We start from the raw sequence: 20,830 nt of genomic DNA, 5'->3' as shown, positions 1-20,830 counted from the left end.
GGCCTGATGCCCTTGCGCACCCGTCTGGTTCGTATCGATCGCACAGTGCGCCTGCCGATCTGGCTGGCGGCGCTGCTGATCGCCGGCTGCGCCACGCCTGACGCGTCCGCACCCGGCACCAGCGTGGCGGCACGGCAGTCGCCGGAAGCGGCCAGTGGCTACACCAGCAAGCCCGGCTGGTCCACCAGCCGCTTTGCCGTAGCCGCAGCCAATCCAATCGCCACCCGGGCCGGCTACGACATCCTGCAAGCCGGTGGCAGCGCACTCGATGCCGCCATTGCCGTCCAGCTGGTGCTCGGCCTGGTCGAGCCGCAATCCAGCGGCATCGGCGGTGGGGCCTTCCTTCTCTATGACAACGGCCAGCAGCTGCAGGCCTGGGATGGCCGCGAAACCGCTCCCGCTGCTGCCACAGACTCCCTGTTCCTCAAGGCCGACGGCCAGCCCATGGCCTTCCATGAGGCGGTCGTCGGTGGCCGCTCGGTCGGTGTCCCTGGCCTGTTGCCCATGCTCGAGCAGGCCCATCGCCAGCACGGTGTCCTGCCCTGGTCGCGCCTGTTCGATCCGGCCATACGCCTCGCCGAGCTGGGCTTCGCCATTTCTCCGCGCCTGCACACCCTGTTGTCCAGTGAGCGCTACCTGGCAAGCAACGATGCCGTGGCAGCACGCTATTTCTACGATGCCGGTGGCCAGCCGCTGCCAGTCGGCCACCTGCTGCGCAATCCGGAATACGCCGCCGTGTTGCGGGCCCTAGCCAGCCAGGGCGCCAGCGCGCTGCAGCAAGGCCCCTGGGCCCGTGCCGTGGTCGACAAGGTGCAACAGCATCCCGGCAACCCCGGCCAGCTCAGCCTGCAGGATCTGGCACAGTACCAGCCATTGCAGCGCGATCCGCTCTGTTTCAACTACCAGGCGCAGCAGCATGGCTACGTCATCTGCGGCATGCCACCACCCAGCTCCGGTACCCTGGCCATCGGCCAGATCCTCGGTATCCTTGATCACACGCGCGCCGCGCAACTGCCACTGCAGCAAGGCGTGCCCTCAGCGTCCTGGCTGCATCTCTATACAGAAGCCTCCAGGCTTGCTTTTGCCGATCGTGCCCAGTATGTGGCGGATCCGGACTTTGTGTCCGCGCCCGGCAACAGCTGGCTCAGCATGTTCGATCCCGCCTACCTGCGCCAGCGTGCCAGCCTGATCGCGCCAGAAGGTGCCTCGATGCAGGCGGCGCAACCCGGTCGGCCCGGCAGCATCCGTCTGGCGCATGCCAATATGCCGCCCCAATTGGAATACGGCACCAGCCACATCAGCATCATCGATGCCCAGGGCAGGGCGCTGTCCATGACCAGCAGCATCGAGGATCAGTTCGGCTCCCGTCTCATGGTCAATCGCGGCCAGGGGCTGGCAGGTGGCTTCCTGCTCAACAACCAGCTCACTGATTTCAGTTTTACCCCGGTAGATGCACAAGGCCGTGCCGTAGCCAACCGGGTACAACCGGGCAAACGTCCGCGCTCCAGCATGGCGCCCATCCTGATCTATCGCCAGCAGGCCGACGGCAGCCGTGGCCCCTTGCTGATGACTGCTGGCAGCCCGGGAGGCTCTCTCATCATCCATTACGTCAGCAAGATTCTCTATGGCACCCTGCACTGGGGGCTGGATACCCAGCAGGCGATTGCCTTGCCCAATTTTGGCTCCACCAATGGTCCCACGCTGCTGGAGCAGGGTCGTTTCCCGGCGGCAACTGTCAATGCCCTGCGTACACACGGTGCGGAGATACGTGAAATGCCCATGACCAGCGGCCTGCAGGCCATCATGCGCACGCCGGGTGGCTACTTCGGCGGTGCCGACCCGCGACGCGAAGGCATCGTCATGGGCGAATAAGGCCTGATAGCCTGCATGTGAACTGAGTCAGGCCTCTTGTCTCCCAGAGGTCGCAACCCGGCAAGGAGGAGGCTAGGCGCACTTTTTTCATTTTTTTTGCGGCCGACTGGTGAAAACCCTGAAAAGCTGTTATAGTTCACGTCTTCGCCGCACAGGCGGTCTGGTTGAGGGGCTGAGGCGCTGATCCAGGCGGGGGTTGAAAAAGAATTTGCAAAATTCCTTGACAGCTTCAAAAATCGTGTTATAGTAGAGGGCTTCGCTGATCGCGGTGGAGTTTGGAGGTTGAAAGACTTCCCTGATCATTAAGAATTTACAGCCGATAAGCGTGGGTGTTTGCGGTGGCTGCCTTTAGGGGTGGCACTCGTTGCGAACTGGAATTTTATAAAAAGTCCGGTCGCAAGACTGGCAAACACTCATGAAGATAGAAGTGAAGTTCACTTCAATTCTTTTAATGAGTAATTCAAGATCGAACTGAAGAGTTTGATCCTGGCTCAGATTGAACGCTGGCGGCATGCTTTACACATGCAAGTCGAACGGTAACAGGGGCTTCGGCCCGCTGACGAGTGGCGAACGGGTGAGTAATGTATCGGAACGTGCCCAGTAGTGGGGGATAACTACTCGAAAGAGTGGCTAATACCGCATGAGAACTGAGGTTGAAAGCGGGGGACCTTCGGGCCTCGCGCTACTGGAGCGGCTGATATCAGATTAGGTAGTTGGTGGGGTAAGAGCCTACCAAGCCTGCGATCTGTAGCTGGTCTGAGAGGACGACCAGCCACACTGGGACTGAGACACGGCCCAGACTCCTACGGGAGGCAGCAGTGGGGAATTTTGGACAATGGGCGCAAGCCTGATCCAGCAATGCCGCGTGCAGGACGAAGGCCTTCGGGTTGTAAACTGCTTTTGTACAGAACGAAAAGGCTTCTTCTAATACAGGAGGCCCATGACGGTACTGTAAGAATAAGCACCGGCTAACTACGTGCCAGCAGCCGCGGTAATACGTAGGGTGCAAGCGTTAATCGGAATTACTGGGCGTAAAGCGTGCGCAGGCGGTTTTGTAAGACAGAGGTGAAATCCCCGGGCTCAACCTGGGAACTGCCTTTGTGACTGCAAGGCTGGAGTGCGGCAGAGGGGGATGGAATTCCGCGTGTAGCAGTGAAATGCGTAGATATGCGGAGGAACACCGATGGCGAAGGCAATCCCCTGGGCCTGCACTGACGCTCATGCACGAAAGCGTGGGGAGCAAACAGGATTAGATACCCTGGTAGTCCACGCCCTAAACGATGTCAACTGGTTGTTGGGAATTTGCTTTCTCAGTAACGAAGCTAACGCGTGAAGTTGACCGCCTGGGGAGTACGGCCGCAAGGTTGAAACTCAAAGGAATTGACGGGGACCCGCACAAGCGGTGGATGATGTGGTTTAATTCGATGCAACGCGAAAAACCTTACCCACCTTTGACATGGCAGGAAGTTTCCAGAGATGGATTCGTGCCCGAAAGGGAACCTGCACACAGGTGCTGCATGGCTGTCGTCAGCTCGTGTCGTGAGATGTTGGGTTAAGTCCCGCAACGAGCGCAACCCTTGCCATTAGTTGCTACGAAAGGGCACTCTAATGGGACTGCCGGTGACAAACCGGAGGAAGGTGGGGATGACGTCAAGTCCTCATGGCCCTTATAGGTGGGGCTACACACGTCATACAATGGCCGGTACAAAGGGTAGCCAACCCGCGAGGGGGAGCCAATCCCGTAAAGCCGGTCGTAGTCCGGATCGCAGTCTGCAACTCGACTGCGTGAAGTCGGAATCGCTAGTAATCGTGGATCAGAATGTCACGGTGAATACGTTCCCGGGTCTTGTACACACCGCCCGTCACACCATGGGAGCGGGTTCTGCCAGAAGTGGTTAGCCTAACCGTAAGGAGGGCGATCACCACGGCAGGGTTCGCGACTGGGGTGAAGTCGTAACAAGGTAGCCGTATCGGAAGGTGCGGCTGGATCACCTCCTTTCTGGAATACGCGACGAGAGTCGTGAACGCCCACACTTATCGGTTGTTGGAGATGGGACCGTCTACGGAAGGTAAGCGCTTTCTGGGTCTGTAGCTCAGTTGGTTAGAGCACCGTCTTGATAAGGCGGGGGTCGTTGGTTCGAATCCAACCAGACCCACCATATCCGATACAGTGGCCGTGAGAAGGTTACGTGGGGGATTAGCTCAGCTGGGAGAGCACCTGCTTTGCAAGCAGGGGGTCGTCGGTTCGATCCCGTCATCCTCCACCATCTCTTGGTGGTCAACGAAGTCAACACCAAAGCGTCCTGGCGACAGGGTGCTTTGTTGTTGATACCCTTTGTGGGTATTAACTAGGCTGTTCATTAACAATTCATAGAGTCGAAATCAGCGTTGTCAGGGGAAATGCACGCAAGTGCAACCGTGCCCTTGATGACGAAATTTTGATTGCGTCAAAACGAATATGAACTTTGTTCAATTCGAGTAATGACGAATCGTTCTCAAGATAGAGATATCTGAAGAATCATTCACATTACGGCATAACGCGTCAGGTGCAAGACCTGACAAACAGTCCTTGATGGCTTTGTGTTTCTTCGGAGACGTCAAAGTTATAGGGTCAAGTGACTAAGAGCATGTGGTGGATGCCTTGGCGATGATAGGCGAAGAAAGACGTGATAGCCTGCGATAAGCCTGGGGGAGCTGGCAAATGAGCTTTGATCCCGGGATTTCTGAATGGGGAAACCCACCCGCAAGGGTATCCGTATCTGAATACATAGGGTACGGAGGCGAACCGAGTGAACTGAAACATCTAAGTAGCTCGAGGAAAAGACATCAACCGAGATTGCGAAAGTAGTGGCGAGCGAAATCGCAGGAGCCTGGCAAAGATAGCATGGTTGTTAGCAGAACGATCTGGAAAGGTCGGCCATAGCAGGTGATAGCCCTGTATGCGAAAACTTCCATGTGGTACTAAGTTGCGAACAAGTAGGGCGGGACACGTGAAATCCTGTCTGAATATGGGGGGACCATCCTCCAAGGCTAAATACTCATCATCGACCGATAGTGAACCAGTACCGTGAGGGAAAGGCGAAAAGAACCCCGGGAGGGGAGTGAAATAGATCCTGAAACCGCATGCTTACAAAAAGTAGGAGCCCTTAGGGGTGACTGCGTACCTTTTGTATAATGGGTCAGCGACTTGCATTCAGTGGCGAGGTTAACCGGATAGGGGAGCCGAAGAGAAATCGAGTCCGAATAGGGCGAACAGTCGCTGGGTGCAGACCCGAAACCAAGTGATCTATCCATGGCCAGGATGAAGGTGCCGTAACAGGTACTGGAGGTCCGAACCGACTAATGTTGCAAAATTAGCGGATGAGCTGTGGATAGGGGTGAAAGGCTAAACAAACTTGGAGATAGCTGGTTCTCTCCGAAAACTATTTAGGTAGTGCCTCAAGTATTACCTGCGGGGGTAGAGCACTGTTTTGGCTAGGGGGTCATGGCGACTTACCAAACCAAGGCAAACTCCGAATACCGCAGAGTACAGCTTGGGAGACAGAGCACCGGGTGCTAACGTCCGGACTCAAGAGGGAAACAACCCAGACCGCCAGCTAAGGTCCCTAAAATTGGCTAAGTGGGAAACGAAGTGGGAAGGCTAAGACAGTCAGGATGTTGGCTTAGAAGCAGCCATCATTTAAAGAAAGCGTAATAGCTCACTGATCGAGTCGTCCTGCGCGGAAGATGTAACGGGGCTCAAGCCAGTTACCGAAGCTGCGGATGCACAGTTTACTGTGCGTGGTAGGAGAGCGTTCTGTAAGCCTGTGAAGGTGCGTTGAGAAGCGTGCTGGAGGTATCAGAAGTGCGAATGCTGACATGAGTAGCGTTAAAGCGGGTGAAAAGCCCGCTCGCCGTAAGCGCAAGGTTTCCTACGCAACGTTCATCGGCGTAGGGTGAGTCGGCCCCTAAGGCGAGGCAGAGATGCGTAGCTGATGGGAAACAGGTCAATATTCCTGTACCGATTGCAAGTGCGATGTGGGGACGAATCTTAATAGGTGATCCGGGTGTTGGAAGTCCCGGTTTAGACAGAAGTAGGCGAGCAGTAGGCAAATCCGCTGCTCATATACCGAGGCTGTCGATCGAGCGAACAAGTTCGCGAAGTCACTGAACGGGGTTCCAGGAAAAGCCACTAAGCTTCAGCTTGCAACGACCGTACCGCAAACCGACACTGGTGCGCGAGATGAGTATTCTAAGGCGCTTGAGAGAACTCTGGAGAAGGAACTCGGCAAATTGACACCGTAACTTCGGGAGAAGGTGTGCCCAAGTAGTGTGATGAGAACATCTGAGCATGAACGGGTTGCAAAAAATTGGTGGCTGCGACTGTTTATTAAAAACACAGCACTCTGCAAACACGAAAGTGGACGTATAGGGTGTGACGCCTGCCCGGTGCTGGAAGATTAATTGATGGGGTGCAAGCTCTTGATCGAAGTCCCAGTAAACGGCGGCCGTAACTATAACGGTCCTAAGGTAGCGAAATTCCTTGTCGGGTAAGTTCCGACCTGCACGAATGGCGTAACGATGGCCACACTGTCTCCTCCAGAGACTCAGCGAAGTTGAAATGTTTGTGATGATGCAATCTCCCCGCGGAAAGACGGAAAGACCCCATGAACCTTTACTGTAGCTTTGTATTGGACTTTGAACGGATCTGTGTAGGATAGGTGGGAGGCTTTGAAGGCAGGATGCTAGTTCTGCTGGAGCCGACGTTGAAATACCACCCTGGTGCGTTTGAGGTTCTAACCTAGGTCCCTGAATCGGGACTGGGGACAGTGCATGGTAGGCAGTTTGACTGGGGCGGTCTCCTCCCAAAGTGTAACGGAGGAGTTCGAAGGTACGCTAGTTACGGTCGGACATCGTGACGATAGTGCAATGGCATAAGCGTGCTTAACTGCGAGACTGACAAGTCGAGCAGATGCGAAAGCAGGACATAGTGATCCGGTGGTTCTGTATGGAAGGGCCATCGCTCAACGGATAAAAGGTACTCTGGGGATAACAGGCTGATACCGCCCAAGAGTTCATATCGACGGCGGTGTTTGGCACCTCGATGTCGGCTCATCTCATCCTGGGGCTGTAGTCGGTCCCAAGGGTATGGCTGTTCGCCATTTAAAGAGGTACGTGAGCTGGGTTTAAAACGTCGTGAGACAGTTTGGTCCCTATCTTCCGTGGGCGCTGCAGATTTGAGGAAGCCTGCTCCTAGTACGAGAGGACCGGAGTGGACACACCTCTGGTGTACCTGTTGTCACGCCAGTGGCATCGCAGGGTAGCTAAGTGTGGAAGAGATAACCGCTGAAAGCATCTAAGCGGGAAACTCGTTTCAAGATGAGATCTGCCGGGGGCTTGACCCCCCTGAAGAGTCGTTCTAGACCAGGACGTTGATAGGCTGGATGTGGAAGTGCAGCAATGCATTAAGCTGACCAGTACTAATTGCTCGTGCGGCTTGACCCTATAACTTTGGCAAGAAGCCAAGGATGTTATGCCAGGCGCAATCAAGATAAAGAAGCTGATGAAGACTCTATGAATTCGCCGTGTTGCGCAAGCAGCTCGGCAACCCGTTAAAGCCTGATGACCATAGCGAGTTGGAACCACTCCTTCCCATCCCGAACAGGACAGTGAAACGACTCCGCGCCGATGATAGTGCGGATTCCCGTGTGAAAGTAGGTCATCGTCAGGCTACTTACAAGCCGAAGAAAGCGCTCCCTCTCTGGGAGCGCTTTTTTTTTGGTCTAGACACTGCTGCGCTCAGACCGCCGGCATCAGGCCCTCCTCGGCCATCGACAGCGAGCGGCCCTGCGTGACGATCACGTGGTCCAGTACACGGATGTCCAGCAGTCCGAGCGCCTGCATCAACTGGCGCGTGAGCTGCACGTCGGCCGCAGACGGCTGGGTGTGCCCACTGGGGTGGTTGTGGCTGAGCACCACGCTGGCTGCATGGTGGTGCAAGGCCCGCAGCGCCACCTCGCGCGGGTAGACGCTTGTCTGGTTCAGCGTCCCCCGAAACAGGATCTCGTACTCGATCAGCTGGTGCTGGCTGTCCAGAAACAACACGCCAAAGCATTCGTGTGCCTTGTGCGCTATCTGCAGCTGCAGGTACTCGCGCACCAGTGTCGGGTGGTTCAGCGCCTGGCGGCTGCGCAACTGTTCTCCCATGCCTCGACGGGCTAGCTCCATCACTGCCAGCAGTTGTGCGCGCTTGGCTGGGCCACCCAGTCCCTTGATGGTCGACAGCTGCTCTGACGGTGCATGCAGCAATCCTGACAGGCCGCCGCAACGATCCAGCAGCAGCTGCGACATGGACAGGACATTGCAACCCGAAATGCCTGTGCGCAGAAGCAGGGACAGGAGCTCTGCATCGGACAGGGCCTGTGCTCCCTGATTCAGGAGTTTTTCACGAGGACGCGCTTCTGTTGGGATGTGCTGCATGTCTGTAAGATAAAGGAACTAATTTATTCTCCTTGGCATTGTAGTCCTGAAAGTGCTGCTGCCTGCCCTTGTCAGCCGCAGGATTTACAATAGGTGCTATCGAAAAACCGGATGACCCATGACTGAAGCCACCTCTGGCAGCACGCCTGTTGTGCAGCCGCATTCCTTTCTGACGCTCCACTACCGCTTGTCGGGTCCGCAAGGCGTCATCATCAACACGTTTGATGGCAAGCCTGCCACCTTGTCGATTGGCTCTGGCGAGTTGTCGGAGGCGGTGGAGACCTATCTGCTGGGCCTTCCGGAAGGTGCGCATGAAACTTTTCAGATCCCCGCCGGAATCGCTTTTGGCGAGCGTAATCCACAGATGCTGCAATGGCTGAAGCGCAGCGTGCTGACGGAGATGGGGGATCCGCAAGAAGAATACGCTGTAGGCGAAGTGGTGCAGTTTCCCACTCCGGATGCGCAGGGCGTATTTGCCGGCACCGTGGCCGAACTGGGCGACGAGGCCATCCTGTTTGATTTCAACCATCCGCTGGCAGGGCAGCCGGTGGTGTTTGAAGTCCAGATCATAGGAATCATCTGACCATGCAGAATCCGGTGACTGCCCCCCATGCGGGCATCGTGCTGGCTGAGCCGCGCGGCTTTTGTGCGGGTGTCGATCGCGCGATCGATATCGTTGAACGTGCCTTGCTGAAATTTGGCAGGCCGATCTATGTACGCCACGAAATCGTGCACAACACCTACGTGGTGAACGATCTCAAGGAGCGTGGCGCGATTTTCATCGAGGACCTGGATGAGGTGCCAGCAGGTGCCACGCTGGTGTTCAGTGCCCATGGCGTGAGCAAGGCGGTGCAGCAGGAGGCGCAGCGTCGCGGCTTCCAGGTTTTTGACGCCACTTGTCCGCTGGTGACCAAGGTGCACGTCGAAGTGGCCAAGCTGGCGCGCGAAGGCTATGAGTTCATCATGATTGGCCACAAGGGCCATCCCGAGGTGGAGGGCACCATGGGGCAGCTGGATGCCGGTATTCACCTGGTCGAGGATGTCGACGATGTTGCCAGGGTACAGCCGAGCCAGACCGAAAAGCTGGCTGTGGTGACGCAGACGACCTTGAGCGTGGATGACGCGGCCATGATCACGGCGGCGGTGAAGCAGCGTTTTCCGAAGATTCGTGAACCCAAGCAACAGGATATCTGCTACGCCACACAGAACCGTCAGGATGCCGTGAAGCTGCTCAGCAGCCAGGCCGATATCGTGATCGTGGTGGGCAGCCCGACCAGCAGCAACAGCAACCGCCTGGCGGAGCTGGCACGCCGCCTGGGAGTGCCAGGCTATATGGTGGACAGCGCCGACGACCTGCGCGCAGAATGGTTTGAGGGCAAGCAGACGGTGGGCCTGACAGCGGGCGCATCTGCACCGGAAGTGCTGGTGCAGCAGGTGGTGCAGCAGATCCGCGCTTATGGTGCCACCTCCGTGCGCAGCATGGATGGCGTCGTGGAAAATCTGAAGTTTCCCTTGCCCAAGGGCCTGAAACTGCCCGCCGAAGGCTGATCAACCTTCGTCATTCAATACAACCGACAGCCTTGGGCTGTCAACTGAGGACATCACAAGCCATGCTAGATATCAACCTGCTGCGCAAGGAACTGGACAGAGTCGTGACACGCCTGCAAGCGCGCAAGAATCCACAACCTTTTCTGAACGTGGAGACGTTTCGTGCGCTGGAAGCTGAGCGCAAGACGATCCAGACCCGTACCGAGGAGCTGCAGTCGCAGCGCAACAGCCTGAGCAAGCAGATTGGCCAGCTCAAGGGCCAGGGCGATCATGCCGGCGCTGAAGCCGTGATGACGCAAGTGGGCCAGATCAAGCAGGAGCTGGAGCAGAGTGCCGCGCGCCTGGACCAGATCCAGACCGAGCTGGCTGACATGCTGCCGGGGATTCCCAACCTGCCGCATGAGAGCGTGCCGGTGGGTGCCAGTGAAGAGGACAACGTCGAGTTGCGCCGCTGGGGCACGATCCCGCAATTTGATTTCGAGGCCAAGGACCATGTCGATATCGGCGCTGGCCTGGGTCTGGACTTTGAAACCGGGGCCAAGCTGTCGGGTTCGCGCTTTGCCTTCATGCGCGGGCCGGTGGCACGCCTGCATCGTGCGCTGGCGCAGTTCATGCTCGATACGCAGACCGGCGAGCATGGCTACACCGAGTGCTACACGCCCTATATCGTCAACGCCGACAGCCTGCGCGGTACCGGTCAGCTGCCCAAGTTCGAGGCTGACCTGTTCGCAGCGCGCAAGGGCGGTCAGGAAACCGAGGAAGAGCCGGATACCACACCGCTGTACCTGATCCCGACCAGCGAAGTGCCGCTGACCAACCTGGTGCGCGACACCATCGTGGCCGAATCGGAGCTGCCGATCAAGCTGACCGCGCAGACGCCGTGCTTCCGCTCCGAAGCTGGCAGCCACGGTCGCGATGTACGTGGCCTGATCCGTCAGCACCAGTTCGAGAAGGTCGAGATGGTGCAGGTCGTGCATCCTGAGAAGAGCTACGAGGCACTCGAGGAAATGACTGGCCATGCCGAAGCGATCCTGCAGAAGCTGGGCTTGCCGTATCGCGTGATCGTGCTGTGTACCGGTGACATGGGCTTTGGCGCCACGCGTACGCATGACCTGGAAGTCTGGGTGCCGGCGCAGAATACCTACCGCGAGATTTCTTCGGTCAGCAACTGCGAGTCCTTCCAGGCGCGCCGCATGCAGGCCCGTTTCAAGAACGCACAGGGCAAGAACGAACTGGTGCATACGCTCAACGGTTCCGGCCTGGCGGTGGGGCGCTGCCTGGTGGCAGTGCTGGAAAACTTCCAGCAGGCTGATGGCAGCGTGGTGGTGCCGGAGGTGCTACGTCCTTACATGGGCGGTGTCGAGGTGCTGCGCCCGCAGGTCTGAAGAGGCTGCAGAAATTGCAGCGCCATCTTCCAGAAAGATGGGATCAGATGTAAAATGATTAGCTTGACCTGAGCAGCGTGCTGCATCGTCACGGAGAGGTGGCAGAGTGGTCGAATGCACCGGATTCGAAATCCGGCATACAGGTTCTCCTGTATCGAGGGTTCGAATCCCTCTCTCTCCGCCAAATCCATAGGTTAGCGTTTCTTCCTGACAGAAGACGCTAGCCTATTTTTTTGACAGTTACGAAACAGGTTTCCGTAAGCTGTGTGGCGGCTGATACACGTCCAGTGCGTCAATCATGTGGCTGTGTCATGACAATGCAGCCAAAGACAGCTAGACTTTTGAAAATTTTTCAGCTGTGCCAACAGACTTTCACCCCATTGACCCACGAGGGCTCCATGCATTTTTCTTCTTCCCTGACTTCTGTTGCCACGCTGTTCCGCCAGCATGCCGCCAAACCCGGCCTGATGGCGCTTGCCTTGCTGGGAGCTTCTGCCGCTGGTGCCAGCGGTCTTCTGTTGCCCGATGAGGCCTTGCGTGAAGACTTGCAATGGCTGAGCAACCGTCAGGTGATCCAGGTCAACCTGTCGACCTGGCCCTTGTCGCAGGAAGAAATCACCCGTGTGCTGGCAGCAGCGAAGCCGCAATCGCAGCTGGACAGGGATACCATGGCCCGCGTGCAAAAGCAGGTGCAGGAGCTGAAGTCTGCCGTGCGCGCCGAGGCCGCCACTAGTACCGACTATCCCCGCATGCCGCAGGGCTTTGGCCAGACCGAGACGGATCAGCATCGCCTGAGCCTGATTGGCCAGTACAACCAGCATCCGGATCTGGATGTGCGCCTGCAACTGAACGGTGTGGATGGCGATGGTGCCGGTCGCAGCAGCAAGGCCACGGCGGCAGGTTCGTACGCGGCGGGCAAGTTGGGCAACCAGTGGATTGCCTTTGGCCAGATTCCGCAATGGTGGGGCCCTGGCCATGAGGGCAGCCTGATTCGCGGTACCAGTGCTCGTCCGGTCACCGGCTTCCTCATGCAGCGTGCCGAGCAGACGCCGTTTGAGACGCCCTGGTTGTCCTGGGCAGGTCCGTGGCAGTACCAGATTACTGCTGGCCAGCTGGCCCAGTACGGTGCCGTGCCGGACGCCAAGCTGCTGGGCATGCGCCTGTCTGTAGCGCCGACCGAATATCTGGAGCTGGGCGCTTCACGCGCCATCCAGTGGGGCGGTCAAGGCCGTCCGCAAAGCATGAAGTCACTGGGCAAGGCCTTGCTGGGCAAGGGCGACAATGAGGAAAGTTCGGACAAGAGCAATGAGCCTGGCAACCAGCTGGCGGGTTTTGATGCGCGCCTGAAGCTGCAGCCGCTGATTGGCGAGCCGATCAGCATCTATGGCCAGATCGTCGGCGAGGATGAGGCCGGTTATTTGCCCTCCAAGAATACCTATCTGCTGGGTATCGATGGCAGCTATGCTTGGGGCCAGAACAATGTGAACTGGTATGTGGAAGGTGCGGACACGACGACCGAGCTCGACCGTGACACCAACATTACCTACCGCCACCACCTCTACAAGGATGGCTTCTACCAGCAGGGCTACCCGCTGGCCTATTCCTACGGCGGTGATGCGCAGACGATTACCAGCAAGCTGACGGTGTCGACACCGGATCGTCAGCGTTATAGCGGCAAGCTGATTTATGCCAAGGTCAACCCGCATAGCCAGGCGATCAACCAGGCGTATCCCAACAAGGACACGCTGCGCGGCTTTGAGGCAGGCTGGGGCAAGACGTTCAACAATGGCCTGCAACTGCAAGCAACCGCCTGGGTGCTGGACAGCGAGCGTGACAATACCGATGTGGGTGCCGGCCTGAAAGTGGCCATGCCACTGCGTTAAGCAGAGTTGAGCTCGTTATATCGATGGAGTGACATATATTTGTCATATTTCTTTTGCAATCCTCTGTCACCATAGCGATCTGATACTGCCGCTTGCTGACGGCATCGCATAGAAGAAAGGACACACGATGAGCGCCAAGGACCAGTTGCCCAAGGGTCTGGGAGATCTGTACTACCGTATGAGCCAGGAGGCCATGGACAGCTACGACGAGTTTCTCGAGCTGGAAATGGAGGACATGGACACGCTGGACGGAGACCTGCTGCCCGACCAGGACACGCTGGATCGCAAGCTGTATTTCCGCGAGCTGCTGCGCCTGCAGGCCGAGCTGGTGAAGTTGCAGGACTGGGTACAGGCGACCAAGGAAAAGGTCGTGATCGTGTTTGAAGGCCGTGACTCGGCAGGCAAGGGTGGCGTGATCAAGCGCATTACGCAACGCCTGAACCCGCGTGTGGTGCGCGTGGCGGCACTGCCGGCACCGAACGACCGCGAGCGTACCCAGTGGTATTTCCAGCGCTATGTGTCGCATCTGCCGGCCGGTGGCGAGATTGTGCTGTTTGACCGCAGCTGGTATAACCGCGCCGGCGTCGAGCATGTGATGGGCTTCTGTACCGATGAGGAGTACGAGGAGTTCTTCCGTAGCGTGCCGGAGTTCGAGCGCATGCTGGTGCGTTCCGGCATCCGCCTGCTGAAGTACTGGTTCTCTATCACCGATGAGGAGCAGCACGCCCGCTTCATGAGCCGTATCCACGATCCGCTGAAGCAATGGAAGCTGAGCCCGATGGACCTGCAGAGTCGGGTGCGCTGGGAGCGCTACACCCAGGCCAAGGAAGTGATGCTGGAGCGCACGCATATTCCCGAGGCGCCGTGGTGGGTGGTGCAGGCGGTGGACAAGAAGAAGGCACGCCTGAACTGTATCAGTCACATCCTGGACAGCATGCCGTACCAGGAAATCGAGCGCGAGGAAGTGGTGCTGCCGGAGCGTACGCGCCACCCGGATTATGTGCGTCATCCGATTCCGGATTCGATGTACGTGCCTGAGCGTTATTGAGTTGCCCTTTGGCTGTTGGAGACAACGGCCGGCGCCAGAAGCCCTGTCCGCCCGCGTGCCGACAGGGCTTTTTGCGTTGCGGATCGTCCGGAAAAATCAGGACAGGGTTTTTCTGGTACCCGTACGGCTGTGACTGTCACATTTCAGCTATATGATGCCATGAGCCATTCTTGGCTTTCCGGGCCTGCTGCCTCTGGCAAGAGGCCTTTGGCAGCTGTACGCCGGGTCCGGATGAATCCAAATAACATGCTAGGAGATCAACATGTCGCGTGAAGTCGTAGTTGTCAGCGCTGTCCGTACTGCCATTGGTGGTTACGGCGGCAGCCTGAAGGATGTTCCCACCACCGAACTGGCCGCCCTCGTGGTGCGCGAGTCGCTGGCGCGTGGCAACGTGGAAGGCAAGGATGTGGGTCATGTGGTGTTCGGCCACGTGGTGAACACCGAGCCCAAGGACATGTACCTGTCCCGCGTGGCAACCGTCAACGGTGGCTGCCCGATCGAAACCCCGGCCTTCAACGTCAACCGCCTGTGCGGTTCCGGCCTGCAGGCGATCGTGTCTGCCAGCCAGTCCATCCTGCTGGGTGACTGCGATGTGGCCATTGGCGCGGGTGCCGAAAACATGAGCCGCGCTCCGTACGCTGCCCTGGCTACCCGCTGGGGTGCCCGCATGGGTGACACCAAGATGGTCGACATGATGGTCGGTGCCCTGAACGATCCGTTCCAGAGCATCCACATGGGTGTGACGGCCGAGAACGTGGCCAAGGAGTTCAACATCACGCGTGAAGACCAGGACGCACTGGCGCTGGAAAGCCACCACCGTGCCGAGAAGGCCTGGGCCGAAGGCCGCTTCAAGGACCAGATCGTGCCGGTTACGATCAAGGGCCGCAAGGGCGACGTGGTGTTCGAGAAGGACGAGCACTTCCGCACCGGCGCCACGATCGAGGACTTCCAGAAGATGAAGCCGGTGTTCGTGAAGGAGAACGGCACCGTGACCGCTGCTAACGCTTCCGGCATCAACGACGCGGCTGCTGCCGTGGTGCTGATGGACAGCGAAGCCGCCAAGGCCCGTGGCGCCAAGCCGCTGGCCCGTCTGGTCGGTTACGCCCACGCCGGCGTGGAGCCGCGCATCATGGGTATCGGCCCGGTGCCGGCATCCAACCTGGTGCTGAAGAAGCTGGGTCTGACCATCAACGACATGGACGTGATCGAGGCGAACGAGGCATTTGCGGCCCAGGCTTGCGCAGTGACGCGCGGCCTGAACGCTGATCCGGCCAAGGTTAACCCGAACGGTTCCGGCATTTCCCTGGGGCACCCGATCGGTGCGACCGGTGCCGTGATCACGGTGAAGGCGATTCACGAACTGCACCGCACGGGCGGCCGCTACGCGCTGGTCACCATGTGTATCGGTGGCGGTCAGGGTATTGCTGCCGTGTTCGAGCGCATGTAATTTCACATTCGCCTGAATAGCAAGAGCCGCTGTACGCAAGTGCAGCGGCTCTTGTCATTGGGGCGGTCAATCAGTCGAACGAGGCGACCTGTTCGGCGTAGTCGTGCAGCGCCATCAGGATGGCTTCGCCACGTGCGTCCAGGTCCTGCTCCTGCAGCTGATCCAGTTCGGCCAGCAGCTGGTCGATGGAGCGGGCCCCATCCTGGCCGTCGAGCAGGCGGGCGGCACAGTGTTCCTGCCATTGCGCCTGTTCTTCCGGCGTCAGACTGTCCGGATAGTTGCGCGCGCGGTAGCGAAACAGCAGTTCGGCCAGCCGCTCGTCCTGGAAGCGGCTGCGGTCCTGCGCCAGCTGGGTCGGAGGCAGGATGCGTAGCTGTTCGAGCTTGCGGCGGTCGCCATCGCCGAGAAAACCGCCGTACAGGTCGGCATCGACATCGACTGATTCGTTGCTGGTCGGCCGTTGCAGCACCTGTTCCCAGATTGCGCTCATGTCGGGCAGGTCACGCGCGATGACGGCGTGTTGCAGGCTGCGCTCCTTGTCGATCTGCCACTGGGCGGCGCGCTCGTCGGACAGCGCGCCCCAGCTGCGTACCACCATGGGCGAGCGGTTCAGCTGGATGCTGCTGATCGGCAGGCGCTGCACGCCTTCGGGAAGGGCATCGCGACGGCTGAATAGGCGCAGCCGGATGGTGTCAGCGTCCAGCGCGGCCAGTTCGGACGGATCGTGGCGCAGGTCCCAGGCCAGGATCTCGTTGCGGTTGGTCGGGTGGTTGCACAGCGGCCACATCAGTGCGGTGCAGCCGTATTCGGTCGGGATCATGCCGCTGACGTGCAGGAACGGGCGTGCCTGTTGCTGCGTGGCGGGGAAGCCGAGTTCTTCGGCAACGGCGTGCTTGCTGCGCAGGCGCAGGGCGAAATCGAACAGCTTGGGCTGGCGCTCGCGCAGCAGCCTGGCCAGCGCGATGGTGGCACGTACGTCGGACAGGGCATCGTGCGCGGCGGTGTGCTCCAGGCCGTTGGCAGCGGTCAGGTTTTCCAGGCGAAAGCTGGGCTTGCCATCCACTTCCGGCCACTGGATGCCTTGCGGGCGCAGTGCCCAGGTCATGCGCACCACATCGAGCAGGTCCCAGCGGCTGCAGCCGTTCTGCCATTCGCGGCCATAGGGATCGATCAGGTTGCGCCAGAACAGGAAGCGGGTGAATTCGTCGTCAAAACGGATCGTGTTGTAGCCGACGCCGATGGTGCCAGGCTGGGACAGCTCGGCATGGATGCGCTGCGCGAACTGCACTTCGGGCAGGCCCTGCTCCAGGCATTGCTGCGGCGTGATGCCGGTGATCAGGCAGGAGGCCGGGTCGGGCAGGTAGTCAGGCGCCGGCTGGCACAGGATGTTGATCGGCTCGCCAATCGGATTCAGCTCGGCGTCGGTGCGGATAGCGGCGAACTGGGCCGGGCGGTCCTTGCGTGCATCGATGCCGAAGGTTTCGTAGTCATGCCAGAGAAAGGTGATGGGCGTCATGGCAGTGCATTACTCCTGCAGAAAGGCATCGATCAGGGGGGCCAGCGCAGCCGGCTGGTCGTGGTGCAGCATGTGGCCGGCGTCCTGCACGACAGCGTGGCGTACATCGGGAATCTCCTGCATGCGCTGCTGGTAGTCGGCAAACGTGTAGCGATCGCCCCAGAAGGAGGCCAGGCTGTCGTCGCTGGCGGTGATGCACAGGGTCGGGGCCGTGATGCGGCGCAGCACGGCGGCGGCTTCATCGGCATGGTAGAGCTGCGAGCCCGGTGCCTTGTGCGCGGGATGGGCGCGGATATGCCAGCGACCGTCATCGGCCTGCTGTGCCCAGTGCGAGGCCAGCCAGAGCGCCTTGTCATCGGGCAGGCGCGGGTTGTTCTTTTGCAGGCGGCGCGCCACGCTGGCCAGATCCGGATAGCTGCGCAGCTGCAGCTCGCCCTGGCGCAGCTTGCGCACATGATCCATCCAGTCAATCAGGCGCTGTGGCGCCTGCTCTGGCTGCGTGGCGGGCAGGCCGAAGCCTTCCAGGTTCACCAGCTTGCGGATGCGCTGCGGGCGCAGGCCGGCGTATTGCAGCGCGATATTGGCGCCCATGCTGTGGCCGATCAGGTCTACTGGCTGCTCAGGTGATAGCTGCTCCAGCAGGTAGTCCAGGTCCAGCAGGTAATCCGCAAAGACGAAATGGTCGGTACCCGGTGGCACTGGCGTGCCGCCAAAGCCGCGCCAGTCGGCGGCAGCAGCAGCGTAGCTGGCAGGCAAGGCATCGACCAGGAACTGGTAGGAGGCGGCCACATCCATCCAGCCGTGCAGCAGTACCAGCAAGGGGCGGTCAGCGGCAGGCTGGCCCCAGTGCAGCAGGTGGTAATCCAGATCGCGGACGCGCTGGCTGCTGGGCAGGGACGGGCGCAGAGGGGTATAGGCAGAGGTAGTCACGGGCTAGATGGTAGCGCAGTGTGGTGGCCGGAAATGCAGAAAGCCACCCGAAGGTGGCTTTCAGACTGAGGTCATGCCCGGTGAGCCGGGCAGGGCGATCAGCGGGCGGCTTCAGCCACGTAGATTTCCACGCGGCGGTTCTGGGCGCGGCCGTCAACCGTAGCGTTGCTGGCCACCGGCTGGGTAGAACCAGCGCCGGAGGTCATGATGCGGTTGGACGCCACGCCACGGCTGACCAGGTAGTTCTTGGCAGCGTTGGCGCGGTTCAGCGACAGCGGGTTGTTGATGGCGTCAGAGCCGGTGCTGTCGGTGTGGCCAACGATGCTCACGGTGGTCACCGGGTTCTGGTTCAGCGTGGTGGCCAGGGTGTTCAGCACCGGGTACATATTGGCGTTCAGGGTGGCAGAGCTGGTCGCGAAGCCAGCGTCAGCCGGCACGTTGATCTTCAGACGGTTGTCTGCGGTCTGGGTGACCTGAACCGGAGTGCCGGCAGTGGCAGCCTGCATCTGCTGCTTCTGCTTTTCCATGTGGTTGGACCACAGGTAGGTACCGGTACCGCCCACGGCTGCACCAATCAGTGCGCCCTTCAGGGTATCGGTGCCGTCCTGGTGGTGACCGATGGCAGCGCCAGCCAGAGCGCCCACGGCAGTACCGATGGCGGTATTGCGCTGGGTGTTGGTCATGGTGCTGGTGCCGTCAGCGGCACAGCCAGCCAGCAGGCCAGCAGCGGTAGCGGCAACGGTCAGGGAAGCAAGCGTCTTCTTCATGTTCAAATCTCCTTGATAAGAATTGCCATGGCTTGGCAACGACTCGATTCTAGGCAGCTGTTACAGGTCCAGATGTAGGAAAGCACCGATGCTCACCGTAATTGTTTGTATCTTGTGCGCATTACTTGGCACTTTGCCGGACTTCCTGCGGCAGCGCTTTTTGCCGACTGTCGTCAGCCAGACGTCAAGCAGCTTGCCTCTGGTCCCCTAGAATCTGTTACAAACAGCCTTGTCCGTGACTCCGTCCAAAACCTGTATTGATGGCCAAGAAATCCCACGTCAGTGAAACCCCCGCCACGCAGCTCCTGCGTCGCCATGGCATCGCCTTTGAAGAGCACATGTATGACTGGGTGCCGCATGGCGGTGCGCGCCACAGTGCCGAGGTGCTGCAGGCCGATCCGATCAGTGTCGTCAAGACGCTGATCATGCAGGATCAGGACAAGCATCCGCTGGTGATCCTGATGCATGGCAATCGCAGCGTTTCTACCAAGCAGCTGGCGCGCCAGATCGGTGCCAAGCAGGTGGAGCCGTGCGCGGTGGAGGTCGCGCAGCGGCATACCGGCTATCTGGTGGGCGGCACCTCGCCGTTTGGCACGCGACGCAGCATGCCGGTGTATATCGAGCGCAGCATCCTGGAGCTGCCGCGCATCCTGATCAACGGTGGCCGGCGTGGCTATCTGCTTGGCATCGACCCGCAGGTGTGCGTGGATCTGCTGCAGGCCACGCCAGTCGACTGTGCTTTGGCAGAATAGAGCCCTGCATCCACCTACAAGGAAGACCCATGAATCTTGCAAGCGTGCTGGCGATTGTGCTGGCCTACCTGATCGGTTCCCTGAGCTTTGCCGTACTCGTCAGCAAGGCGATGGGGCTGAATGATCCGCGCAGTTATGGCAGCGGCAACCCTGGCGCCACCAACGTGCTGCGCAGCGGCAACCGCAAGGCGGCGGCGCTGACGCTGCTGCTCGACGGCTTCAAGGGCTGGCTGCCGGTGTTCATCGTGAGCCGTTTCGGTGCGCAATGGGGCCTGGACGGCACCGACGTGGCACTGGTCGGCCTGGCGGCCTTCCTCGGCCATCTCTACCCGATCTTCTTCCGTTTCAAGGGCGGCAAGGGCGTGGCGACCGCCGCCGGCGTGATGCTGGCCTTTGAGCCGATGCTGGGGCTGGGCCTGCTGGCGATCTGGATCCTGGTGGCGCTGGTGTTCCGCTATTCTTCTCTGGCGGCACTGGTGGCGGCACTGGCCTCGCCGATGCTCTACATGGCCGGTACCAATGGCTGGTGGACGGTGCAGGGTCCGATCCTGCTGGCGATCATCGCCATGAGCCTGCTGCTGATCTGGCGCCATCGCAGCAATATCAGCAATCTGTTTGCCGGCAAGGAAGGCAAGCTGGGCAGCAAGAAGAAGTAATCGCTGTCACGACAAAAAAGCCCCGTGACGCTGCCAAGGCGTCACGGGGCTTTTTGTATGGAAGAGAGCGGAATCAGTCGCGGAAGTTGTCGAAGGACAGCGGCACGTCGGTGATGTCCTTGCGGATCAGCGCCATGGCGGCCTGCAGGTCATCGCGCTTGGCGCCGGTAACGCGTACGCTGTCGCCCTGGATCGAGGCCTGCAGCTTGAGCTTGCTTTCCTTGACCAGCTTCTGGATCTTCTTGGCCAGTTCGGTTTCGATGCCGTTACGCACCTTGACCACCTGCTTGACCTTGTCGCCGCCGATTTTCTCGACCTTGCCCATGTCCAGGAAACGGACATCGACGTTGCGCTTGGTCATCTTGTTGCGCAGGATGTCTTCGACCTGCTGCAGCTGGAACTCGGCATCGCCGAGCAGGGTGATTTCCTTGTCCTTGATCTCGATGCCGGCAGAGGTGCCCTTGAAATCGAAACGGGTGCCGATTTCCTTGGAGGTGTTCTCCACGGCGTTTTTCACTTCTACCAGATTGGGTTCGCAAACGGTGTCAAAAGAGGGCATGTGCAGTC

At 59.4% G+C, this 20,830-nt stretch carries 14 protein-coding genes, 3 tRNA genes and 3 rRNA genes; 15 read left to right on the top strand and 5 right to left on the bottom strand.

The annotated features are described in order from the left end of the window. Positions 1-6: 6 nt before the first annotated feature. The 6 genes from V1261_RS07480 (at position 7) to rrf (ending at position 7,582) form a co-directional block, all read left to right on the top strand. On the top strand, positions 7-1,872 hold the full coding sequence (locus V1261_RS07480; RefSeq protein ID WP_329771036.1) for a gamma-glutamyltransferase family protein: 1,866 nt from the start codon (positions 7-9) through the stop codon (positions 1,870-1,872). Between the two features lie 468 nt (positions 1,873-2,340). Then, positions 2,341-3,871, top strand: a 16S ribosomal RNA gene (locus V1261_RS07475). 83 nt (positions 3,872-3,954) lie between these two features. Further along, positions 3,955-4,031: transfer RNA gene (locus V1261_RS07470), tRNA-Ile, on the top strand. Between the two features lie 32 nt (positions 4,032-4,063). Then, a tRNA-Ala gene (locus V1261_RS07465) sits at positions 4,064-4,139 on the top strand. A 342-nt stretch (positions 4,140-4,481) separates the two neighbouring features. Further along, a 23S ribosomal RNA gene (locus V1261_RS07460) occupies positions 4,482-7,356 on the top strand. A gap of 113 nt (positions 7,357-7,469) precedes the next feature. Further along, positions 7,470-7,582 (top strand): 5S ribosomal RNA (rrf, locus tag V1261_RS07455). Together the 16S, 23S and 5S rRNA genes with 2 tRNA genes alongside form the textbook arrangement of a ribosomal RNA operon. A 68-nt stretch (positions 7,583-7,650) precedes the next feature. On the opposite strand, the gene radC is transcribed toward rrf, so the two are convergent. Further along, complete coding sequence (gene radC / locus V1261_RS07450) at positions 7,651-8,331, bottom strand: RadC family protein (RefSeq protein ID WP_329771035.1); 681 nt, start codon at positions 8,329-8,331, stop codon at positions 7,651-7,653. Positions 8,332-8,449: 118 nt separating this feature from the next. Here radC and V1261_RS07445 point away from each other — a divergent pair, with 118 nt between their 5' ends. From V1261_RS07445 to bktB, 7 genes are all read left to right on the top strand, one after another. Then, positions 8,450-8,914: an FKBP-type peptidyl-prolyl cis-trans isomerase gene (locus V1261_RS07445; RefSeq protein WP_329771033.1), complete on the top strand. Its 465-nt coding sequence runs from the start codon at positions 8,450-8,452 to the stop codon at positions 8,912-8,914. A 2-nt stretch (positions 8,915-8,916) separates the two neighbouring features. Beyond that, complete coding sequence (gene ispH / locus V1261_RS07440) at positions 8,917-9,879, top strand: 4-hydroxy-3-methylbut-2-enyl diphosphate reductase (protein ID WP_329771032.1); 963 nt, start codon at positions 8,917-8,919, stop codon at positions 9,877-9,879. A gap of 62 nt (positions 9,880-9,941) precedes the next feature. After that, entirely contained in the window at positions 9,942-11,264 is a 1,323-nt protein-coding gene (gene serS / locus V1261_RS07435) for a serine--tRNA ligase (RefSeq protein WP_329771030.1), read from the top strand. Positions 11,265-11,356: 92 nt separating this feature from the next. Beyond that, positions 11,357-11,448: transfer RNA gene (locus V1261_RS07430), tRNA-Ser, on the top strand. Between the two features lie 214 nt (positions 11,449-11,662). Further along, entirely contained in the window at positions 11,663-13,147 is a 1,485-nt protein-coding gene (locus V1261_RS07425; RefSeq protein ID WP_329771029.1) for a capsule assembly Wzi family protein, read from the top strand. A gap of 178 nt (positions 13,148-13,325) precedes the next feature. Continuing rightward, entirely contained in the window at positions 13,326-14,195 is an 870-nt protein-coding gene (ppk2, locus tag V1261_RS07420) for a polyphosphate kinase 2 (RefSeq protein ID WP_405198064.1), read from the top strand. A gap of 262 nt (positions 14,196-14,457) precedes the next feature. Then, on the top strand, positions 14,458-15,642 hold the full coding sequence (bktB, locus tag V1261_RS07415) for a beta-ketothiolase BktB (RefSeq protein WP_329771026.1): 1,185 nt from the start codon (positions 14,458-14,460) through the stop codon (positions 15,640-15,642). Positions 15,643-15,712: 70 nt separating this feature from the next. Here bktB and sbcB read toward each other — a convergent pair whose 3' ends face one another. The 3 genes from sbcB to V1261_RS07400 form a co-directional block, all read right to left on the bottom strand. Next, positions 15,713-17,158, bottom strand: coding sequence for an exodeoxyribonuclease I (gene sbcB / locus V1261_RS07410; protein ID WP_329771025.1), 1,446 nt, complete (start codon positions 17,156-17,158; stop codon positions 15,713-15,715). A gap of 9 nt (positions 17,159-17,167) precedes the next feature. Continuing rightward, on the bottom strand, positions 17,168-18,088 hold the full coding sequence (locus tag V1261_RS07405) for an alpha/beta fold hydrolase (protein ID WP_329771024.1): 921 nt from the start codon (positions 18,086-18,088) through the stop codon (positions 17,168-17,170). A 98-nt stretch (positions 18,089-18,186) separates the two neighbouring features. Further along, on the bottom strand, positions 18,187-18,855 hold the full coding sequence (locus V1261_RS07400) for a YiaD family glycine zipper/OmpA-like lipoprotein (RefSeq protein WP_329771023.1): 669 nt from the start codon (positions 18,853-18,855) through the stop codon (positions 18,187-18,189). 260 nt (positions 18,856-19,115) lie between these two features. Between V1261_RS07400 and V1261_RS07395 the strand changes: the two genes are divergently transcribed. Continuing rightward, the gene (locus V1261_RS07395; RefSeq protein WP_329771022.1) at positions 19,116-19,607 is read left to right on the top strand and encodes an aminoacyl-tRNA deacylase; all 492 of its coding nucleotides are present in this window, start codon (positions 19,116-19,118) and stop codon (positions 19,605-19,607) included. Positions 19,608-19,636: 29 nt separating this feature from the next. Further along, positions 19,637-20,263, top strand: a complete 627-nt coding sequence (plsY, locus tag V1261_RS07390) for a glycerol-3-phosphate 1-O-acyltransferase PlsY (RefSeq protein ID WP_329771020.1) — start codon at positions 19,637-19,639, stop codon at positions 20,261-20,263. A 73-nt stretch (positions 20,264-20,336) separates the two neighbouring features. On the opposite strand, the gene V1261_RS07385 is transcribed toward plsY, so the two are convergent. Next, positions 20,337-20,822: a YajQ family cyclic di-GMP-binding protein gene (locus tag V1261_RS07385; RefSeq protein WP_329771019.1), complete on the bottom strand. Its 486-nt coding sequence runs from the start codon at positions 20,820-20,822 to the stop codon at positions 20,337-20,339. Positions 20,823-20,830: the final 8 nt, after the last annotated feature.

Source organism: Brachymonas sp. J145, assembly GCF_036312245.1.
Classification (GTDB): Bacteria; Pseudomonadota; Gammaproteobacteria; order Burkholderiales; family Burkholderiaceae_C; genus Brachymonas; species Brachymonas wangyanguii.
This window is presented reverse-complemented; position numbering and strand designations above follow the sequence as displayed.